The 19,354-nt window shown below is 74.6% G+C and carries 2 protein-coding genes; both read right to left on the reverse strand.

The genetic code is table 11. The features are described 5' to 3' along the window. Positions 1 to 43: 43 nt before the first annotated feature. Complete coding sequence (ccrA, locus tag FB157_RS29260) at positions 44 to 1,288, reverse strand: crotonyl-CoA carboxylase/reductase (protein ID WP_145883663.1); 1,245 nt, start codon at positions 1,286 to 1,288, stop codon at positions 44 to 46. Continuing rightward, complete coding sequence (locus FB157_RS29265) at positions 1,285 to 19,353, reverse strand: non-ribosomal peptide synthetase (protein WP_145883664.1); 18,069 nt, start codon at positions 19,351 to 19,353, stop codon at positions 1,285 to 1,287. Before FB157_RS29265 ends, ccrA begins: the two co-directional genes overlap by 4 nt. Position 19,354: the final 1 nt, after the last annotated feature.

Below are 19,354 nucleotides of genomic sequence, written 5' to 3' on the forward strand. Positions count from 1 at the left end.
CTGCCCCCGGCGGAAGGTGAAAAGGGACCATGGTCCCGGAGGGTCAGGGCAATGCGGTGAGACCCGGTTCGGGGGCGTTGACCAGGACGGCCGTGTTGCCCGCCGGATGACGGTTGTCGTAGACGAGCTGGTGGGCGTCGGCGATCTCCCGGAACGGGAGCGTCAGGCTCAGACACGGGTCGACCCGGCCGGAGGCCACCAGGTTGATGGCCGCCCGGGTCTCCCGGACGTTGGCCGCGTGCGAACCCTGCAGACGCTTCTGGAACATCCACAGGAACCGCAGGTCGATGTCGCCGTTGTAGCCGCTGGTGCCCGCGCAGGTGACCACCATGCCGGCGTTGTCGCAGACGTAGACGGAGGTGGCGAGGGTGTCGCGGCCCGGGTGTTCGAGGACGATCCGGGGCGATCTGCGTTCGCCGAGTATGTCCCAGATCCGGCGCCCGAAGGCCCGGGCCCCCGACTGCCACTGCCGGTACGCCGCGGCGTCGCCCGCGTCCGGCAGCCTGCCCCAGTGGTCGAAATCGCGGCGGTTGATCACCCCGCGGGCCCCGAGGCGCAGGCAGTGCTCCGCCTTGTCGTCGTCGGAGATCACAGCGATGGGGATGCCGCCGAAGTAGTCGGTGATCTGGATGGCCATGGAGCCGAGGCCCCCGGACCCGCCCCAGATCAGGACGGGGTCGCCGGGCTGCACGGTGTGCGGGGCCCAGCCGGTGAGCATCCGGTACGAGGTCGAGCCGCCGCCCAGGAAGCAGCCGGCCTGCTCCCAGGTCAGGTGCGGCGGCTTGGGGTGCACCTGGTACTCGTCGACGACCGTGAACTGGGCGAAGGAGCCGAAGTTGAGCTCGTATCCCCAGGCCTTCTGGGACTTGGAGGCGGTGGGGTCGACACCCATGCGGATGTCGGGGGCCGACTCGTCCCACTGGACGCCGGCGATGATCACCTGGTCGCCGACCTTGTACTGGGTGGCGCCCTCGCCGACCGCCCACACCACGCCGGCGCCCTCGGAGCCGGCGATGTGGAAGTCGTGCGGGTCGCCCTGCTTGCGACGGGCGGCGATCACGTCGGCGGGGGTGCCGAGGCCGGCCCACACCCCGTTGTAGTTGACGCCGGCCGCCATCACCATGACCAGCACCTGGCCGCGGCCCACCGGCGGCACCTCGACCGGCTCGACCTGGATGGCCTGCCGCGGCGGGCCGTACCGCTCGGGCCGGATGAGGGCCGCGTACATGTGGCTGGGGACCTCGCCGAGCGGGGGCAGTTCACCGATCTCGTAGATGTCGCGGGTCATCGTCCCTCCTCCTCGCCGAGGTTCTCCAGCCGCTCGGTGACGATCCGGCCGACCTCGGCGATCGGTCCGGGCAGCAGCATCTGTTCGTGCCGGCCGGGGACGGTGCGGGCGTCGACGCGGCCGTCGACGTACGGCTGCCAGCGCGCCGTCCCGGCGTCGGCGCCGGGGCCGTCCGCGCCGGCCGCCAGGAGCAGCAGGTCACCCCGGAAGACCTTCGGGGTGAAGCCCCGGCGCAGCTCCACGTTGTCCTGGAACGTCTGCGCCACCGTGACCAGGTGGTCGGCCAGCAGGTCGGTGAGCGGGTTGCCCTGGGCGCGCAGCACCGCGGCGACCGTCTCCTCGTCCGGTTCGGCGCCGCCGGGCAGCTGTTCGCCGAGACCGGTCGCCTCCAGCAGCGCAGCCATCAGGTTCTGCTCCCCGGACGGGGGCGCGGCGGGCGCTGCCACGGCGGAGGAGACGGGGAAGGAGTCGAGGACGGCGACCAGGCCGACCTCGGCCCCGTCCGCCTGCAGCCGGGTCGCCACCGCCTGGGCGACGAGCCCGCCGAAGGACCAGCCCAGCAGGTGGTAGGGGCCCTCGGGCTGGGCGGCCCGGATCCGCTCGGCGAAGTGCTCGGCGATCTCCTCGATGCCGCCGGGCCGGTAGCCGGGGGTGCCGAACGCCCTGGCCTGCACGCCGTACACCGGTACGGACGCGGGCAGATGGCGCAGCAGTCCCGCGTACCGCCAGCTCAGACCGCCGCCCGCGTGGAAGCAGAACAGGGCGGGGCCGCTCCCCTTGGCGCGCAGCGGCAGCAGCACGTCGAGGGCGTTGTGCTCGTCGGGTCCGCCGCCCGCCAGCCGTTCGGCGAGCGCGCGCACGGTCGGCGAGGTGAACAGGGCCTGGATGCTCAGCTCGCAGCCGAGCACCGAGCGGACGCGGCTGACCAGGGAGGCGGCCAGCAGGGAGTTGCCGCCCAGCAGGAAGAAGTCGTCGTCGATGCCGAGGCCGGGCACACCGAGGGCGTCCGCGAACAGCTCGCACAGCACCGTCTCCTGCGGGCTGCGCGGCCGTCCGGCGGAGTCGTCATTGCGCCGCTGGTCGGGTGCGGGCAGGGCCTTGCGGTCCAGCTTGGTGTGCGAGGTCAGCGGCAGCCTGTCGAGGACCACCAGCGCGGACGGCACCATGAACTCCGGCAGCCTGACGGCCAGATGGGCCTGGAGCGCGGCCAGGTCGGGGGCCGGGGCGCCGGCGTCCGGCACCACGTAGCCGACCAGCCGCTTGTCGCCGGGGCGGTCCTCGCGGACCAGGGCGACGGCCTGCCCGATGCCGGGGTAGGCGCTGAGCGCCACCTCGACCTCGCGCAGTTCGACACGGAAGCCGCGCAGCTTGACCTGTTCGTCGGTCCGGCCGACGAACTCCATCAGCCCGTCGGCGCGCCACCGGACCAGGTCGCCGGTGCGGTACATCCGGGTGCCGCGCTCGCCGAAGGGATCGGCGACGAAGCGCTCGGCGGTCAGGCCCGGGTTGTTCTCGTAGCCGCGGGCCACACCGGTCCCGGCGAGGTACAACTCACCGACCACGCCGACCGGTTGGGGCCGGAGTCCGGGGCTGAGCACATAGGCCCGGGTGGCGTCGATCGCGGCGCCGATGGGGACGCTCTCGGGCACCTCGTCGCCGGGCCGCATCGAGTGCCGGGTGGAGAACACGGTGGTCTCGGTGGGACCGTAGCCGGCGGTGACCACGGTGTCCGTGCCCACGCAGGCCTCCAGGGCCCGGCGGACGGCGTAGGCGGGGACCACGTCACCCCCGGTGCGGATCTCGGCCAGGCCCCGGAAGCACTCCGGGTGGGTCTCCGCGAGCAGCCGGAACAGGCCTCCGGAGGCCCACAGCCCGGTGATGCCCTCCTCGACGACGAGGGAGGCGATGGCCTCCAGGTCGACCTTGCCGGGCGGGGCGATGACGACCTCGCCGTGGTTCAGCAGCGGCACCCACCACTCGAGGGTGGACACGTCCCAGGCGTGCGGCGAGTGGAACAGCACGCGCCGGGTGGCGTCCAGTTGCCACCAGTGGTCGGCGGCGAGCTCCACGACGGCGCGGTGGCTGACCGCGACGCCCTTGGGGGTGCCGGTGGAGCCGGAGGTGTAGATGACGTAGGCCAGTTGGTCGGGCAGGACGGTCACGTCCGGCGCGGTGTCCGCCTGGGCCGGGATGCCGGGGTCGGTGTCGACGGCGACCACCGTGACCCTGCCGGAGAGCTGCCCGGTCCAGTGGGCGGCGCGTTCGCCGTCGGTCAGCAGCACCGGGGAGCGGGTCTCGTCGAGCAGCAGCCGCACCCGCTCGTCGGGGTAGGTCGGCTCCAGCGGCACGTACACCGCGCTCGCCTTGAGGACGGCCAGCACGCTGACGATCAGGTCGACCGAGCGGTCCAGCAGCACACCGACCCGGGTCTCGGGGCGCACCCCGAGCTCGATGAGCCGGCGGGCCGTGCGGTTGGCGCGCTCGTCGAGCTCGCGGTAGGTCAGGCGGGTGTCGCCGAGCCGTACGGCGATGTCGTCCGGGCCCTCGGCGACGGCCTGCGCGAACCGGCGGGTCATGGTCGGCGGGTCGGCGGGGATGTCGAGGGGGCCGCCGTTCCAGCCGTCGATCAGCTGTTCCCGCTCGTCGGCGGCGGCGATGTCGACGGTGGCGACGGACTGTCCCGGCGCTGCGGTGATGCCCTCCAGGACGTGCACGAGCCGGTCGAGCAGCGTCTGCACGGTCCGGGTGTCGAACAGTTCGGGCCGGTGGTCGAGGCGCAGCCGGAGGCGGCCGTCGCCCACGGAGGCGATCAGGGCCAGCGGATAGTGGGCCGCGGCGCGTCCCTCCACGGCCGTCGCGCGCAGGGCGCCCTCGCGCCCGCCGCCGGAGGCGGTCGGGAAGTTCTCGTAGACGACGAGGGTGTCGAAGAGGTCCCCGGCGACGCCGGTCAGCCGCTGGATGTCGGCGAGCCCGACGTGGTGGTGCGCGGTGAGCGCGGACTGCTCGTCCTGCAGCCGGGTGAACAGCGCGCGCCAGTCCTCGGCCGGGTCGAGGCGGACCCGGACGGGCAGGGTGTTGATGAACAGCCCGACGATGGACTCGATGCCGGGGATCTCCGGGGGACGGCCGGAGACCGTGGTGCCGAACACCACGTCGTCGCGGCCGAGCAGCCGGCCGAGCAGCACCGCCCAGGCTCCCTGGAGCACGGTGTTGACGGTGACCGCGTTCTGAGCCGCGTACGTCTGGAGCGCGGCGGTGGTCTCGGCGGACAGCGACCGGCCGACGTCCTGGGGCATCTGCGTGGGCGCCCCGGATCCGGCGGGGGCCAGCAGGGACGGCTCGCCCAGCCCGTCGAGCGCCCGGCGCCAGGCCTCCTGGGTGGCCGTCCGGTCCTGTCCGGCCAGCCAGACGAAGTAGTCGCGGTAGGGCACGACCGGCGGCAGGGCGGCCCGTTCACCGTGGTAGAGGGCGACCAGGTCGCGCAGGAACAGCGGCATGGACCAGCCGTCGAGCACGATGTGGTGCTTGAGGATGACGAGCCGGTGCCGCTCCTCGCCCAGCCGGATCAGCAGCAGCCGCACCAGCGGGGCGGTGGCCAGGTCGAAGCGGTGGTCGCGGGCCGCGTCGGTGAGCCGGGCCAGCTCGGCCTCCCGGGCCGCCTCGCCGAGGCCGCTCAGGTCGGCCTCCTCGAAGGGCAGTTCCACCCGGCGGGCGATGACCTGGACGGGGTGGCCGTCGCCGCGGTGGACGAAGCGGGCCCGCAGGTTGGGGTGGCGGTCCAGCAGGGCCTGCCCGGCCGCGCGCAGCGCCACGGGGTCCAGCGGCCCTTCCAGGTCGACGCTGAGCTGCATCGCGTACACGTCGGGGCCGGTGTCCGTGTAGAGGGTGTGGAAGAGCAGGCCCTCCTGGAGCGGGGACAGCGGCAGGACGTCCTCGACGCCGCCCGGCGCGCTCTCCAGCGCGTCGATCTCGGCCTGGGTGAGGGAGACCAGCGGCAGATCGGACGGGGTGAGCCCGCCGGCGTCCGCACGTTCGGCGGCGGCGGCCAGCTCGCCCAGCGCCGCGAACCAGTCGTCGGCGAGCTGCCGGACCTGGTCCCGGGTGAACAGGGCCCCGGGCCAGGAGAACGTGGCGTCCAGCAGGGGTCCCTCGGCCGTCTCACGGGTGACGGCGCTGATCTCCAGCGGGTGCGCGAACGGCAGTCCGGCGTCGGCGGGCACGACCCGGGTGTCCATGCGCGGCTCTCCGGACCAGCCCGGGACGCCGCGTCCGGTGCTGTCGCCGAGTGCCGTCGCGTTGACGCGGCCCAGGTAGTTGAAGCCGATCTGCGGGGTGGGGTGGGCTGCGAGCAGTCCGGCGGTGTCCGGGTTGAGGTAGCGCAGCAGCCCGTAGCCGAGGCCGTTGTCGGGCACGGCCCGGATCTGCTCCTTGACCCGCTTCAGCGCGGCGGCCGGGCCGTGGGCGCCGGGGTCGAGGCGCAGCGGGTGGATGGCGGTGAACCAGCCGACCGTACGGGACAGGTCGACGTCGTCGGCGATCTCCTCACGGCCGTGGGTCTCGACGTCGACGAGGACGGCGGAGCCGGAGCCCCAGCCGTTGCGCTCGCGCCAGCGCGCCGCGGCGCGGGCGAAACCGGTGAGCAGTACGTCGTCCATCCGCGCCTGGAAGCGTTCCGGTACGGCGGTGAGCAGGGTGCCGGTGGTCGCGGCGGGCAGCCTGACCGAGAGGTGCTGGGCGCTCTCGCGGGTGTCGCGGGCGGCGCGGAACGCCTCGGCGCCGAGGCGGGGTTCGGGCTCCTCCAGCATCCGGGTCCACAGGTCGAGTTCCGCGGCCCGCTCGGGCGTCTGGGCCTCGGCCAGCAGCAGCTGGGCCCAGCGGCGCGGGGAGGTTCCGACGGGCGCGAGGCTCGGGGTCCGCCCGTCGGCCGCGGCCTGCCAGGCGGTGGCCAGGTCGGGCACCAGGATCCGCCAGGACACGCCGTCCACGACCAGATGGTGGGCGACGACGAGCAGCCAGCCGGGCCGGCCGGTGCCTGCGTCGAACCAGACGACCTGGAACAGCACACCGTCCTCCGGGTCGAGGCGGCGGCGTGCGGCCTCGCCCTCCGCGGTGACCAGGGCGGTCAGCGCGGGGTCGGCCGGGTCGTCGGGGAAGCCGCTCACGTCGACGCGGGTGATGCGTTCGTCGGCCCGGACCTCGCCGGCCGGCCGCACGGTGAGGCCCCAGGTGACGGAGGCGGCGGAGCCCGACAGCCGCATGCGCAGCGCGTCGTGGTGGTCGACGACCGCCTGGAGCGCACGGCCGAGGGCGTCCCGGCCGAGGCTCGGGACCCGCAGCAGCACCGACTGGTTCAGCCCGGCGATGGGGCCGCGCCGCTGCGCGAGCCAGCGCACGACCGGGGTCGGCGGTACGGCGCCGACGCCGTCGTCGGCGGGCGCGGCGGGGCCGGGCCGGGTGTCGGTGACCGCGGCGGCCAGCTCGGCGACCGTCTGGTGCCGGAACATGTCGCGCGGCGACACGGCCAGGCCCGCCTCCCGGGCCCGGCTGGCGACCTGGAGCGCGGTGATGCTGTCGCCGCCCAGGGAGAAGAAGTTGTCGGCCACGCCCACCCGGGGCAGGCCCAGCACGCCGGCCATCACCCGGCACAGCAGTTCCTCGCGGTCGGTGCGCGGGGCACCGTCGGTGCCGTCCTGGCCGGCGGCCCCGGCGGTCGCGGCCGGGGCGGGCAGCGCCGCCCGGTCGACCTTGCCGTTGACGGTCAGCGGGATCCGGTCGAGCACCACGAGCGCCGACGGCACCATGTACTCGGGCAGCACCTCGGCGAGCCGGGCCCGTACGGCGGTGGTGTCCAGGCCGGTGCCGGGGGCCGCGGCGAGATAGCCGACCAGGCGGGGGCGGCCGGGCTCGTCCTCGCGGACGGCGGCCACCGCCTGTCCCACCCCGGGGCAGGACGCGAGCGCCGTCTCCACCTCGCCGAGCTCGATGCGCAGGCCCCTGATCTTGACCTGGCCGTCGGCGCGGCCGACGAACTCCAGCGCCCCGTCCGGGCGGCGCCGGACCACGTCACCCGTGCGGTACATCCGGGTGCCCGCCGGGCCGAACGGGTCGGCGACGAACCGCTCCGCGGTCGGCGCGGGCCGGCCGAGGTAGCCGCGGGCCACGCCGGCGCCGGCCACGTACAGCTCGCCCGGCTCGCCGTCGGCCACCGGTTCGAGGCGCTCGTCGAGGACGTGCAGGCGCAGGTTCGGCAGCGCGCCGCCGATCGGCGGGATGCCGGGTACGGCCGGGAGCGGGCCGGCCATGGTGCAGGAGACGGTGGTCTCGGTGGGGCCGTAGCAGTTGAACATCTGGCGGCCGACCGCCCACCGGGCGACCAGGCCGTCCGGCGGGGCCTCCCCGGCGATCACCAGGGTGCGTACGGACGGCAGGGCGTCCTCGGGCAGCCTGGCGAGCACGGCGGGCGGCAGCGTGGCGTGGGTGACGCCCCGCTCGCCGATCAGCTCCGGCAGCCGGGCGACCTGGTCGAGCATGTCGGCCGGGCCCAGCACCAGGCAGGCGCCGCAGCTGAGCGGGGTGCAGATCTCGGACAGCGCGGCGTCGAAGCTCAGCGAGGCGAACTGCAGCACCCGGCTGCCCGGTCCCATGGCGTACGGCTCGACGCGCGCCCGCACCAGATTGGGGATGCCGCGGTGCTCGACGACGACGCCCTTGGGCCGGCCCGTGGAGCCGGAGGTGTAGATGACGTAGGCGGGCGTGTGCGGGGTGAGCGGGGCGGTGCGGTCGGCGTCCGTGAGGTCGTCGGCCGCGAGGCCGGCCAGCTCGGCACGGGTGCCGGGCGCGTCGAGGACGATCCGGGTGGTACCGGGCGCGGCCGGGAGCCGGTCCTGGACCGCGCTCGTGGTCAGCGCCAGCGCCGGGGCCGCGTCCTGCAGCATGTACGTGATCCGGTCGGCCGGGTACTCGCTGTCCAGCGGCAGATAGGCGGCACCGGACTTCAGCGCGGCCAGGACCGCGACGACCATGTCGGGCGAGCGCGGCACCATGAGCGCGACGACCCGCTCGGGTCCGGCGCCGTGCCGGACGAGCAGCCGGGCCAGCCGGTTGGCGCGTTCGTTCAGCTCGGCGTAGGTCAGGGTGCCGGCCGCGCCGGTCACGGCGGGCGCACCGGGGGTGCGGGCCGCCTGCTCCTCGATCATCCGGGGTATCAGGGAGCCGGGGTGCGGGTCCCTGCCGTCGTGTGGTGCGGTCTCCAAGTCCTTCTCCAGCGTGGAAATGTCGAGGTCGCCGAGGGCCCGGTGCGGGTCGGTGGCCACCTCCTCGAGCAGTCGGGTGAAGTGCGCCGTCATCGCCTCGGCCGTCGGACGGTCGAAGAGGTCGGTCGCGTAGGCGAGCGTTCCGGTGAGGCCGGCGGGCTCGCCGTCGGATCCCCGGCGTTCGGTGACGCGCAGGGACAGGTCGAACTTGGCGGTGCCGCCCTCGGCGGTGTCCGGGCGGGCGACGCTCTCGGCGGTGAGGCCGTCCAGGGCCGCGCCGTCGCGCTGGAAGGCGTCCAGCACGAGCATCACCTGGAACAGCGGGTGCCGGGCCAGCGAGCGCTCCACGCCCAGCTGCCGGACCAGCTGTTCGAACGGCAGGTCCTGGTGGGCGTAGGCCGCGAGGTCCGTCTCCCGCACCCGGTCCAGCAGTTCGCCGAAGGTCGGGTCGCCTCCGGTGTCGGTGCGCAGCACCAGCGTGTTGACGAAGAAGCCGACCAGGTCGTCGGCGGCCGCGTCGGTGCGGCCGGCCACCGGGGTGCCGACCGGGATGTCGGTGCCGCCGCCGAGCCGGGTGAGCAGCGCGGCCAGCGCGGCCTGGAGCACCATGAAGAGCGTGACCCGGCCGGACCTGGCGAGGGCGAGCAGCTCCCGGTGCAGTCGGCCGTCCACCTCGAAGGGGACGAGGTCACCGTGGTGGCTCGCCTCGGCCGGGCGGGGCCGCGCTGCGGGCAGCTCCAGTACGTCGGGCAGACCGGCGAGGGCCTGCTTCCAGTGCGCGGCCTGCCGGGCCGCCTCGCTGTCCGGGTCGCGCACGTCGCCGAGCAGCTCGCGCTGCCACAGGGCGTGGTCGGCGTACTGGACGGGAAGCGGGGTCCAGCGCGGGGCGGCGCCGGAGCGGCGGGCGGTGTAGGCCTCGGCGAGGTCGCGGACCAGGGGGCGCATCGACCAGGCGTCGCCGGCGATGTGGTGCAGCACCAGCACCAGCACGTGATCGTCCGGGCCCAGCGCCAACAGGGTCGCCCGCAGCGGGAGTTCCGCGTCGAGCCGGAATTCGTGGCGTACGGCGGCGGCCACCGCGCCGTCCGGCGTGGACCCGGTCACCGCCCGCACCCGCAGCTCCGGGACCGCGTCCGCGGGATCCAGGACGCGCTGGTACGGCAGGCCGTCCCGCTCGGGGTAGAGGGTGCGCAGCACCTCGTGGCGCGCGACCACGTCGGCGAGGGCCGCCCGCAGCGCGTCCACGTCGAGTTCGCCGCGCAGCCGGGTGGCGAGCGGCAGGTTGTAGAGCGCGCCGGCCTCCTCGATGGCGTCGAGCATCCACAGGCGTTGCTGGGCGAAGGAGAGCGGCAGGGTCTCGGGCCGTTCCCGGCGCACCAGCGCGGGGCGGGCGGCCGCTGCCGTGCCGACGTACCGGGCCAGTCCGGCCACCGTGGGCGCCTCGAACAGCGCGCGGACCGGCACCTCCACGCCGAGGACCGTGCGGATCCGGGAGACCAGGCGGGTCGCCAGCAGCGAGTGACCGCCCAGCTCGAAGAACCCGTCGTCGATACCGACCCGTTCCAGGCCGAGGGTCTCGGCGAACAGCCCGCACAGGATGTCCTCCTGCGCGTCGCGCGGTTCCCGCGTCGGCCCGGCGCCCAGCTCGGGCACGGGCAGGGCCCTGCGGTCGGTCTTGCCGTTCGGGGTCAGCGGTACGCCGTCCAGGGCCACGATCGCCGAGGGCACCATGTACTCCGGCAGCGATGCGGTCAGCGCCGCGCGTACGGCTGCGGTGTCCTTGGTGCCGACCACGTATCCGATCAGCCTGGGCACGCCGTCGGGTCCGGGCGAGACGGCGGCGACGGCCGCGCCGACTCCGGGCTGGGCCCGCAGCCGGGCCTCGATCTCGCCGAGTTCGATGCGGTGGCCGCGGATCTTGACCTGGTCGTCGGCCCGGCCCACGAACACCAGCCGGCCGTCGGCGTTCCAGCGGACCACGTCACCCGTGCGGTACATGCGCGAGCCCGCCGGGCCGAACGGATCGGCCACGAACCGGCCCGCCGTCAGCCCCGCACGGCCCAGGTAACCACGCGCCACACCGTCACCGGCGATGTACAACTCCCCCGGCACACCCGGCGGAACGAGCCGCAGAGCACCGTCCAGGACGTACACCCGCTGGTTGGCCAACGGCCCGCCGATCGACACCTCCGCCCCGGTGACCGGCGCCGACGTCGACCAGATGGTCGTCTCCGTCGGGCCGTACATGTTCACCACCGACGCGGCCGACGCGGACAGCTCCCGGGCCAGGACCGGGTCCAGGGCCTCGCCGCCGACCAGCACGCGCAGCCCCTCAAGGGCTCCCGGCGCCTCGTCCAGCAGCGCCCGCCACAGGCTCGGCGTCGCCTGCATCACCGACACGCCCTCGGCCTGGGCGAGTGCGGCCAGGGCCTGCGGATCCCGCACGGTCTCGCGGGAGGCGAGCACCAGCGTCGCCCCGGTCACCAGCGGCCCGAACACCTCCAGCAGCGCGATGTCGAACCCGAAGGTCGTCACCGCCAGCCAGCGGTCCCCCGGCGCCGGGCCGACGACCGGGCGCATGCCCGCCAGGAAGTTGCGCAGGGCCCCGTGCGGGACCACGACACCCTTCGGCCGTCCCGTGGAACCGGAGGTGTAGAGCACATAGGCCGCGTCCTCGGACGCCACCGGCACCGGGTGGACGGCCTCGTCGGCCGGGGGCACCTCTTCCACGAGCACCGCGCCGGGCACCACGGACACCGTCTCCCGCGACGCCAGCACCACGACCGGCTCCGCGTCGGCCAGCACGAACGCCACACGCTCCGCCGGGAAACCCGCATCCACCGGAAGGAAGGCAGCACCCACCCGCCCCACAGCGAGCATCGCCGCCACCGCATCCACCGAACGCGGCAGCACCAGAGCCACCACCGAACCCCGGCCCACCCCACGCCGCAACAACTCCGCAGCCAACGCATCGACCCGGGCACCCAACCCCGCATACGTGACGGAATCCCCACCACAACGCACAGCCACCACATCCGCAGACACAGCCACCCGGCGGGCGAACTGCTCAGGAAGCAACACCGCCGGCACCTCCCCGGCCGTCCCGTTCCACTCCCCCAGCAACAGCCCACGCTCCTCGGCCGAGAGCACGTCGAGGGCGTCGACGCGGGCCGTGGGATCGGCCGCCGCCTGGTGCAGCAGCCGTACCAGACGGTCCGTGAGGGAGTGGGCGGTGGCCGGGTCGAAGAGGGCGGTGGAGTACTCGAGGACGCCGTCGACCCCGGCCGGGATCCCGTCCTCGGTGTGACGTTCGCCGAGGCCGAACGACAGGTCGTAGCGGGCCCACTTGGCGGTGCCGCGCTCCACCGTCGCGGTCAGGTCCGGCAGGTCCAGCGCGGTGCCGGACGCATGCTCCAGGGTGAGCATGACCTGGAAGAGCGGGTGCCGGGCGAGGGAACGCTCCGGGTTCAGCTCCTCGACCAGCCGTTCGAACGGCAGGTCCTGGTGGGCGTAGGCCGCGAGATCGGTCTGCCGGACCCGGGCCAGCAGTTCCGCGAAGGCCGGGTTGCCGCTCGTGTCGGTGCGCAGCACCAGCGTGTTGACGAAGAACCCGACGAGGTCGTCCAGGGCTTCGTCGGTGCGGCCGGCCACCGGGGTGCCGAGCGGGACGTCGGTGCCGGCGCCGAGCCGGGTGAGCAGCGCGGCGACACCGGCCTGGAGCACCATGAAGAGGCTGACGCCGTGCTCCCTGGCGAGGGCGGCCAGCCGTCCGTGCAGCTCCGCGTCCAGGGTGAAGCGGACGTCGGCGGCCGGGTGCGGCCCGCCCGCCGGGCGGTGCCGGTCGAACGGAAGGGGGGTCCCCTCGGGGAGGCCGTCCAGGGTGTCGCGCCAGAAGGCCAGCTGGCGGGCGATCTCCCCCGGCTCTGCCCCGACTTCGGCACCTTCGCCTTCTTCGGCTCCTTCGTCGCCGAGGACGTCCCGCTGCCACAGCGCGTAGTCCGCGTAGTTGACCGGCAGCGGCTTCCAGTCGGGAGCGGAGCCGGTGGTGCGGGCCGTGTACGCCGTGCCCAGATCGGTGGCGAAGGGCCGCCACGACCACGCGTCACTGGCGATGTGATGCATCACCAGCACCAGGAGGTGCTCCTCCGCGCCCAGTTCGACGAGCGTCGCCCGCAGCGGCGGTTCCGTGGTCAGGTCGAAGCCCCGGCCGGTCAGTTCGGCGAGCAGCTCCGGTACGCCCCCCTCGGCCGCTGTCCGGACGGGCAGGCCGAGATGGTCCGTGCCGTCGAGCACGCACTGCACGGGCTCGCCGTCCACGGCGGGGAACACCGTGCGCAGCGTCTCGTGCCGCCCGGCCACGTCACACACCGCGTCGCGCAGCGCGGCGCGGTCCAGGCGCCCCCGCAGCCGCAGCACGGCGGGCACGTTGTAGAGCGGGCTGTCCGGGTCCATCCGGTTGAGGAACCACAGCCTGCGCTGGGCGTACGACACCGGGACGCGCTCGGGGCGCGGCATCGGGGCGAGCGCGGGACGGGCGTGCTCGGCGTCGCGCAGCAGGCTAGCGAGGCCGGCCGGGGTGGGCCGCTCGAAGAGGGCGCGCAGCGGGAGTTCGACGCCGAGGACGGACCGCACCCGGTTGACGAGGCGGGTGGCCAGCAGCGAATGCCCGCCCAGGTGGAAGAAGTTGTCGTCCGCTCCGGCCCGGCCGATGCCCAGGATCTCGGCGAACAGCGCGCACAGCACCTCCTCCTCGGGGGTGCGCGGCGCGCGGCCGGCCGGGACGTGCGAGGCGTCCGGGACGGGCAGCGCGGCCCGGTCGGTCTTGCCGTTGGCGGTCAGCGGCAGCGCGTCGAGGACGACGACGTCATTGGGAAGCAGGTAGGGGGCGAGGCTCGCGGCGAGGTGTGTGCGCACCGACTCGGCGTCGACCTCGGCTCCCGCGGGGTCGCGCGGGACGACGTAGGCGGCCAGACGCAGGTCTCCGGGCCGGTCCTCGCGCAGGGCCGCGGCGGCGGACGCCACGCCGGGCACCCGCAGCAGGGCCGCCTCGACCTCGCCGAGTTCGACGCGGTGGCCGCGGATCTTGACCTGGTCGTCGGCGCGGCCGACGAACTCCAGGGCGCCGTCGGCGTTCCAGCGGACCCGGTCGCCGGTGCGGTACATCCGGGTGCCGGCCGGGCCGTGCGGGTCGGCGACGAACCGCTCGGCGGTCAGGGCGGGCCGGTTGGCGTAGCCGCGGGCCAGGCCGTGCCCGGCGACGTACAGCTCGCCGACGGTGCCGTCGGGGACCGGGCGCAGCCGCGCGTCCAGGACGTAGGCGCGCGTGTTCCACATCGGACGGCCCAGGGGCACCGGGCCGTGCGGGACGGGACCGCCCTGCGGGAGGCGGTGGTCGAGGCAGCCGACGGTGGTCTCGGTCGGGCCGTAGTGGTTGATCAGTGCCAGACCGGGGCGGCCGGCCCGGCGGCCGGTGAGCTGCTCGCCGCGCAGGGCCTCGCCGCCGGTCATCAGCTCGGCGTGCGGGGCGAGGACGTCCGGCATCAGCTCCAGCAGCGGCAGATGGCTCGGCGTGACCTTCAGGAAGGTCAGTCCGCCGGGCACGTCGAGCCGTTCGTCCAGGTCACCGATGTGCAGGCAGCCACCGGCCAGCAGCGTGCCGTACAGGGTGGTCAGGCCCAGGTCGAAGGAGAGCGACGAGTGCAGCAGGGTGCGTCCGGCCAGGCCGGGGTAGGCCCGGGCGGCGCGGGCCGCGTAGTCGGTGAGGGCTCGCTGCGGGACGACGACACCCTTGGGGGCGCCGGTGGAGCCGGAGGTGTAGATGACGTAGGCCGCCTGGTCGGGCGAGGGCGGGCCGACCGGGTCCGGCGCCTCGGAGGACATGCGGCGCAGTGCCGCGCGGGTCTCCTCGGCGTCCAGGACGAGGAGCCGTTCGGGTCCGTCGGCCAGGTCCGGCACGCCGGCCAGGGTGTCCTCGGTGGTCAGCAGAACGGCGGCGGCCGCGTCCTCGCGGATGAAGTCGAGCCGGCCGCCGGGCTGTTCGGTGTCGAGCGGGAGGTAGGCCGCGCCCGCCTTGCCGACGGCGAGCATGGCGACGACCGCGGTGACGGAGCGGGGCAGCGCGAGCGCGACCAGGTCCTCCGGGCCGATGCCGCGGCTGGTGAGCAGCCGGGCCAGCCGGTTGCTGCGGGCGTCCAGCTGGGCGTAGGTGAGCACCTCGGTGCTGTCCGCGACCGCCGGGGCCTCCGGGGTGCGGGCGGCCTGCCGGGCGAACAGGGGCGGCAGCGTGCTCCCGGGGAGGGCGTGCGCGGTGTCGTTGCGGCCGTGCAGGAGGTCGGCGTGTTCCTCGGCGGCGAGGATCTCCAGGTCGCCGATCGAGCGGTCGGGCTCGGCGACGGCAGCGCCCAGCAGCCGGACGAACCGGGCGACGAGACGCTCGACGGTCGCCCGGTCGTACAGGTCGGTCGCGAACAGGGCCTGGGCGCGCACCCCGCCGGGGGTGCCGTCCGCGGCCTGTGTCTCGCCGAGCCGCAGGGCCAGGTCGAAGCGGGCCGTGTCGTCGTCGCGCCGTACGACCTCGGCGGTCAGGTCCGGGAAGGCGGGCACGGGCGGCGCGGCGTTCTGCAGCGACAGGGACACCTGGAACAGCGGGTGGCGGGCGAGGGACCGCTCGGGGTTCAGCTCCTCCACGATCCGCTCGAACGGCAGCTCCTGGTGGGCGTAGGCGGCCAGGTCCGTCTCCCGGACCCGGGCCAGCAGCTCCCGGAAGGCGGGGGCGCCGGAGGTGTCGGTGCGCAGCACCAGTTCGTTGATGAAGACGCCGACGAGGTCGTCGGAGGCGTCGTCGGTGCGGCCCGCGACCGGGGTGCCGAGCGGGATGTCGGTGCCGGCGCCGAGCCGGGTGAGCAGCGCGGCGAGCGCGGCCTGGAACACCATGAAGAGGCTGACGCCGCTCTGCCGGGCCAGGACCAGCAGCCTGCGGTGGAGCTGGGCGTCGAGTTCGAAGGGCACCTGGTCGCCGCGGTGGGTGGCGAGGGCCGGGCGGGGCCGGTCCGCCGGCAGCGGCAGCTCCTCCGGAAGCCCCGCCAACTGCCGCTTCCAGTACGACAGCTGCTGTGCGGACAGGCTCTCGGGGTCGTCCTCGGCGCCGAACAGCTCGCGCTGCCACAGGGCGTAGTCGCCGTACTGGACGGGCAGCGGGGTCCAGCGCGGGGCGGCGCCGGAGCGGCGGGCGGTGTAGGCCTCGGTGAGGTCGCCGACCAGGGGGCGCATCGACCAGGCGTCACCGGCGATGTGGTGCAGCACCAGCACCAGCGCGTGGTCGTCCGGACCCACGGTGAGCAGGGTGGCCCGCAGCGGGATCCGGGCCGAGAGCACAAAGCCCTCCCGGGTGGCCGCCGCGACGTCCCGGGCCAGGTCGCCCGCGCTGGTGGTGCCGGTGCGCAGCACCTGGGCGGCCGCCTCGGCGGGGCCGAGGACGTGCTGGTACGGCTGTCCGTCGCGCTCGGGGAAGACGGTGCGCAGGGACTCGTGGCGCTCCAGCACGTCGGCCAGGGCCGCCCGCAGCGCGTCCACGTCGAGTTCGCCGCGCAGCCGCAGCGCCATGGCCATGTTGTAGTGGGAGGCCTCCGGGTCCATCCGGTTGACGAACCAGAGGCGGTGCTGGGCGAAGGAGAGCGGCAGGGTCTCGGGCCGTTCCCGGCGCACCAGCGCGGGGCGGGCGGCCGCTGCCGTGCCGACGTACCGGGCCAGTCCGGCCACCGTGGGCGCCTCGAACAGCGCACGGACCGGCACCTCCACGCCGAGGACCGTGCGGATCCGGGAGACCAGGCGGGTCGCCAGCAGCGAGTGACCGCCCAGCTCGAAGAACCCGTCGTCGATACCGACCCGTTCCAGGCCGAGGGTCTCGGCGAACAGCCCGCACAGGATGTCCTCCTGCGCGTCGCGCGGTTCCCGCGTCGGCCCGGCGCCCAGCTCGGGCACGGGCAGGGCCCTGCGGTCGGTCTTGCCGTTCGGGGTCAGCGGTACGGCGTCCAGGGCCACGATCGCCGAGGGCACCATGTACTCCGGCAGCAGCCCGGCCGCATGGCGGCGCACCGCCGTGACGTCCGCCTCGGCCGGCACCACGTATCCGACCAGCCGCTTGTCGCCGGGCGTGTCCTCCCGGACCATCGCCACCGCGCGCGTCACCCCGTCGGCACCGGCCAGCGCCTGCTCCACCTCGCCGAGTTCGATGCGGTGGCCGCGGATCTTGACCTGGTCGTCGGCCCGGCCCACGAACACCAGCCGGCCGTCGGCGTTCCAGCGGACCACGTCACCCGTGCGGTACATGCGCGAGCCCGCCGGGCCGAACGGATCGGCCACGAACCGGCCCGCCGTCAGCCCCGCACGGCCCAGGTAGCCACGGGCCACACCGTCACCGGCGATGTACAACTCCCCCGGCACACCCGGCGGAACGAGCCGCAGAGCACCGTCCAGGACGTACACCCGCTGGTTGGCCAACGGCCCGCCGATCGACACCTCCGCCCCGGTGACCGGCGCCGACGTCGACCAGATGGTCGTCTCCGTCGGGCCGTACAGATTGCGCACGGAGGTCGCGCCCGTGGCCAACTGCTCGGCCAGGGAGGCGTCCAGGGCCTCACCACCGACCAGGACCCGCAGGCCGTCGACCGCCCGCGGCGCCTGCTCCAGCAGCGCCCGCCACAGGCTCGGCGTCGCCTGCATCACCGACACGCCCTCGGCCTGGGCGAGTGCGGCCAGGGCCTGCGGATCCCGCACGTCGTCGCCCGAGGCCAGCACCACCGTCGCGCCGGAGACCAGCGGCAGGAACACCTCCAGCAGCGCGATGTCGAACCCGAAGGTCGTCACCGCCAGCCAGCGGTCCCCCGGTGACAGCGCGACGTGCGACGCCATCGCCCCCAGGAAGTTGCGCAGTGCGCCGTGCGGGACCACCACGCCCTTCGGGCGTCCTGTCGAACCCGATGTGTAGAGCACATACGCCGCATCGCCGGCCGTCACCTCCGCTGCCGTCACCGGCCGCTCGGCCGGGGGCACCTCTTCCACGAGCACCGCGCCGGGGACCACGGACACCGTCTCCCGCGACGCCAGCACCACGACCGGCGCCGCATCCCCCAGGACGAACGCCACACGCTCCGCCGGGAAACCCGCATCCACCGGAAGGAAGGCAGCACCCACCCGCCCCACAGCGAGCATCGCCGCCACCGCATCCACCGAACGCGGCAGCACCAGAGCCACCACCGAACCCCGGCCCACCCCACGCCGCAACAACTCCGCAGCCAACGCATCGACCCGGGCACCCAACCCCGCATACGTGACGGAATCCCCACCACAACGCACAGCCACCACATCCGCAGACACAGCCACCCGGCGGGCGAACTGCTCAGGAAGCAACACCGCCGGCACCTCACCGGCCGTCGCGTTCCACTCCCCCAGCAACAGCCCACGCTCCTCGGCCGAGAGCACGTCGGCGGCCGCGACGCGGCTGTCCGTGCTCAGGACGGCGGCCCGCAGCATCCGTGTGAAACGGTCCAGCAGGACCTCGGCCGCAGGGCGGTCGACGAGGTCGGGGCGGTGGTCGAGGCGGACGTGGAGGTCGTCGCCGCGCTGGGAGACGACGAGGGTGAGCGGGTAGTGGGTGGCGTCGCGGCCCTTGGCGCCGACCAGGCGGAGCCCGGAGTCGAGGGGGGCCGAAGCGGCCGCGTCGACCGGGTAGTTCTCCACCAGGACGGCGGTGTCGAAGAGGTCTCCGGTGCCGGTCAGCGACTGGATGGCGGACAGGCCCAGGTGCTGGTGGGCGCTCAGGGCGGACTGTTCGTCCTGCACCCGGGTCAGGGCCTCGGCCCAGGTCTCGGCGGCGTCGAGGCGGACGCGCACCGGGACGGTGTTGATGAACAGGCCGATCATGGTCTCGACGCCCGGGATCTCGGCCGGGCGGCCGGAGACCGTCGTACCGAAGACGACGTCGTCCCGGCCCGTCAGCCGGCCGAGGAGGGCGCCCCAGGCGGTCTGGACGACGGTGTTGAGCGTGACGGCGTGCTCGGCGGTGAGGCGGGCCAGGCCGGTGCGGAACTCCGCGGGCAGGGAGGTCTCGACGCGTTCCGGCAGCCGGGGTTCGGCGGCGGACAGGGCGCCGGGGCACAGCCGGGTGGGCCCGTTCAGGCCGTCCAGGGCGGCGCGCCAGGCCCGTTCGTCGGTCTGCCGGTCACGGCGGCCGAGCCACTCCAGGTAGCGCCGGTAGGGCGTGGCGGGGGCGAGGGCCTCGGCGCCGCGGTCGTAGGCGGTGAAGACCTCGCGCAGCAGGACGGGCACGGACCAGCCGTCCATCAGGATGTGGTGGTTGGTCAGGACGAGGCGGTGCAGGTCGTCGGCGCGGCGGACGAGCAGGCAGCGCAGCAGGGGCGGTGCGGCGAGGTCGAACCGCTCGGCGCGCTCCGTGTCGCAGAGCCGGGTCAGCGCGCTGTCCGCCTCCTGCGCCGGCAGACCGCCGAGGTCCTCCTCCCGCCAGGGCAGATCGACCTGGCGCGGCACGAACTGCACGGGCTTGCCGGAGCGCACCGCGCGGAAACCGGCCCGCAGGTTGGGGTGCCGGCGCAGCACGGCGGTGACGGCCTCGCGCAGCCGGGCGGGGTCCAGCGGGCCCGCCAGGTCGACGAACAGCTGGACGGTGTAGGCGTCCTGGCCCGCGCCGTCGTCGTACAGGGAGTGGAAGAGGAATCCTTCCTGGAGCGGCGACAGCGGCAGCACGTCCTCGATGCCGGACGGGCCGCGCCCCTTGCCGGTGTTCTGTGTCGTCACT

The sequence above is a fragment of the Streptomyces sp. BK340 genome (genome assembly GCF_007827595.1).
Taxonomy (GTDB): Bacteria; Actinomycetota; Actinomycetes; order Streptomycetales; family Streptomycetaceae; genus Streptomyces.

What these genes read in the sequence shown, in the direction of transcription:
- ccrA (WP_145883663.1), bottom strand. Translation starts at nt 1,288, where the DNA reads ATGACCCGCGACATCTACGAGATCGGTGAACTGCCCCCGCTCGGCGAG.